Annotated in this window: 3 protein-coding genes; 2 read left to right on the forward strand and 1 reads right to left on the reverse strand. The window is 57.5% G+C overall.

Going from position 1 to position 2,736, the window contains the following annotated elements; translation table 11 throughout:
- A partial coding sequence (locus ABX962_RS34210) for an FGGY family carbohydrate kinase (protein ID WP_372726145.1) occupies window positions 1-416 on the reverse strand: 416 nt, incomplete at its 3' end.
- A 161-nt stretch (window positions 417-577) separates the two neighbouring features.
- Here ABX962_RS34210 and ABX962_RS34215 point away from each other — a divergent pair.
- Together ABX962_RS34215 and ABX962_RS34220 are read left to right on the forward strand one after the other, a co-directional pair.
- Window positions 578-1,900: a hypothetical protein gene (locus ABX962_RS34215; RefSeq protein WP_372726146.1), complete on the forward strand. Its 1,323-nt coding sequence runs from the start codon at window positions 578-580 to the stop codon at window positions 1,898-1,900.
- Between the two features lie 171 nt (window positions 1,901-2,071).
- Window positions 2,072-2,736 (forward strand): PQQ-binding-like beta-propeller repeat protein (locus ABX962_RS34220; RefSeq protein WP_372726147.1); only part of this gene is annotated, 665 nt, incomplete at its 3' end.

Genomic DNA, 2,736 nt, shown 5'->3' on the forward strand with positions numbered 1-2,736 from the left:
ATCTTGGGGGCCTGGAAACCGGTCAACGCTGGGTTGGCGACCATTTTAATGAGCGCCTTGCGTCCGCCGGCCGCCGACGTGATTTCATCGCACTCGGCCGCCGTTCGCTGGTCGTTCCACAACAATGCGGGACGGATCACGTTGCCTTGCTTGTCAACAAAGACCGAGCCGTGCATTTGTCCACTCAGCCCAATTGCCTTGACGTCGGCTGGCTTCACTTTGCTAGACGCCATCACCTCATTGACCGTTTTGACGGTCGCGTTCCACCACAGCTCGGGATCTTGTTCGGTCCAACCGGGGCGAGGCTGCGCGAGTGGATATTCCGCGGTAGCTTCGGCAACAATTTTCCCATCGGCTTGAATTAGCAGCGTTTTGGTGCCGCTGGTTCCAATGTCGATTCCAAGATAGTGGCTCATGAGGATTCCAAAGAAAAGTATCAAAAACGGTCTCGAACAGCAGCCCACTATAATGCGTATACGGCGTTAGCCATACGGCAGACCTCGACCGAATCCCACCGTTCTTTCGCGGTTTCTCCTTGTCCCATTTGTTCCCCCGATCTCCCTGCAAAGTAAACACCGTGGCTGAATCTCGACATGCGATCCAACTGAATCGACGCCAGCTACTTGCCACGGCAACCGGTGCCGCGCTGACATTCTCTGGCTGCACGCCACCTCCCGAGGCCGAACCTCAGCCAACCACGTCCCGCAGCGACGTTCCGATCCGCATCGCGATGGTTGGGACGTCCGAAGAGGCCGACATCGTCTCGCGGTCCTGGTCCTCGATCGACGAACAATCTCTGGCAATCACCCCCATTTCGCTGGCTCGAGGCGACGCGGAACGCCAGTCGATGGACCGGCTGATCGCGGAAACGGGCAAAAGCGATCTGGTCATCTACCCATTGCTGGCCGTCCCGGAACTGGTCCACGCCGAAGCCATCGTGCCGATCAGCGAAGACCAATTCGAAGCGATGCAGACTGAGACCGGTGAACTCTACTCGGCAGTTCGCAACGGGGCGGCGCGTTACGCCGACGAATTCATTGGCATGCCGCTGGGAGCGAACCAACCGGCACTGCTGAGCACCGCGGAAGTCCCGCCGCTGGCGTCGTGGGACGACTACGATCGTTGGGTTAGCAAAGACCTCGGTGGCAAAGCGAATGAACCGCTCGCCGAGGGATGGGCAGCATCGATGTTCTTGTGGCGAGCCGCCTCGAGCATTTCCCGAGGATGGTTGTTCAGTCGCAATGATTTTAAGCCCACACTCAACGAGGAAGCTTATGTCGATACACTTCAACAGATGATCAAAACCGCGGCCCATTACCCTGAGCAGCGTCAAACCCCTGCGGAAATTTGGGGCTCGATTCAAAGTGGGGAGTTGATGGGGGGAATCGGTTTCGCAAAAAACAATTCAGCCGACGAAGCCGAGGTCGGCGTCAGCAATTTGCCGGGCACCGACGACGGAAACCGCCTGCTCCTAGACCCATATTCGCCTGTCATCTCGCTTTCGGCGATGTGCCGACAAAGTGCCGTTTCGAAACGGCTGATGGATTGGATCACTGGCGGCGACGGCAGCGAGGCGATCCGCCGACAAATTTCGAGCGTGACAACGACCCGAGCGATGGTGCAGTCCGAAATCGCGGCCGAACCACGTCGCCAAAGTGCCTATGAAACCTGGCTGACTCAGCGACTGCGGACACCTGTGACGCTGCCGCCGCTTCAGCTTTTCGACGCGGGTGAATATTACAGCGTGCTCGATTCGGCGATTCTTGAGGCGATTGACGGGAAAATCAAGGCAAAACCGGCCCTGGATCGGGTGGCCAAGCAGTGGGATGCGATCACCGAGCGAGTGGGCCGCGAAAAGCAATTGTCGGCCTGGCGACGCGCTCAAGGGCTTCGTGCCTAAGCCAGCTGCATCTCCCCCGCGATTCCTATTACAATCATGTGGGATCTACTTCCCGTCTGTCCCAAGCCCCCACCCGAGAACTTTGGCGTTTTTTCGCTACGGAAAGACCATGCCTGCCGTGACAGGCTGGAAGCCTATTCCACATCCCTCCCATTCGAGCAGACCTCACCCATGACGCTCCGCTTTCCCGCCTCGCATGGCATGCTTGCCATCGCCTTGATCACATCGACACATCTGACCACTGCATTTGCCGATTCACCTTGGCCGCAATTCCGGGGTGCGTCGGGGGACGGCATCGTCAGCGGCCAATCGATTCCGCTGCACTTTGGTGAAACCGAAAACGTGACCTGGAAGACAGAGCTTCCTGGAAAAGCGTGGTCGTCCCCTGTGATCGCCGATGGCACGATTTGGTTGACCACCGCAATCGAGAACATCCCCAGCGAGGATGAACGAATCGCGTTACTCAAGCAAAAAGACATTGAGGCAAAGAAGTTCAATCAGGTTGCAATCGCCAAGTCGATCTCACTGAAACTGCTGGCGGTCGATTTCGCGTCCGGCAAACTTCATCACACGATTGACCTCGCGGAAATCGAGGCTCCCGATCCGATTCATTCGCTCAACAGCTACGCCTCGCCGACGCCGGTGATTGATGGTGAACATATCTATTGCCACTTTGGAACCTTTGGAACGTTTTGCGTCGATCGAACGAACCGCCAGATCGTATGGAGTCGCACGCTGCCGCTAGAACACGGGGTCGGTCCCGGCAGTTCACCGTTTATCTTCCACGATCGCCTCGTGCTGATTCAAGACGGAATGGATCGCCAATACGTCACGGC

Origin of the sequence: Novipirellula sp. (assembly GCF_041583735.1) — a bacterium.
In the GTDB taxonomy this organism is placed as follows: Bacteria; Planctomycetota; Planctomycetia; order Pirellulales; family Pirellulaceae; genus Novipirellula.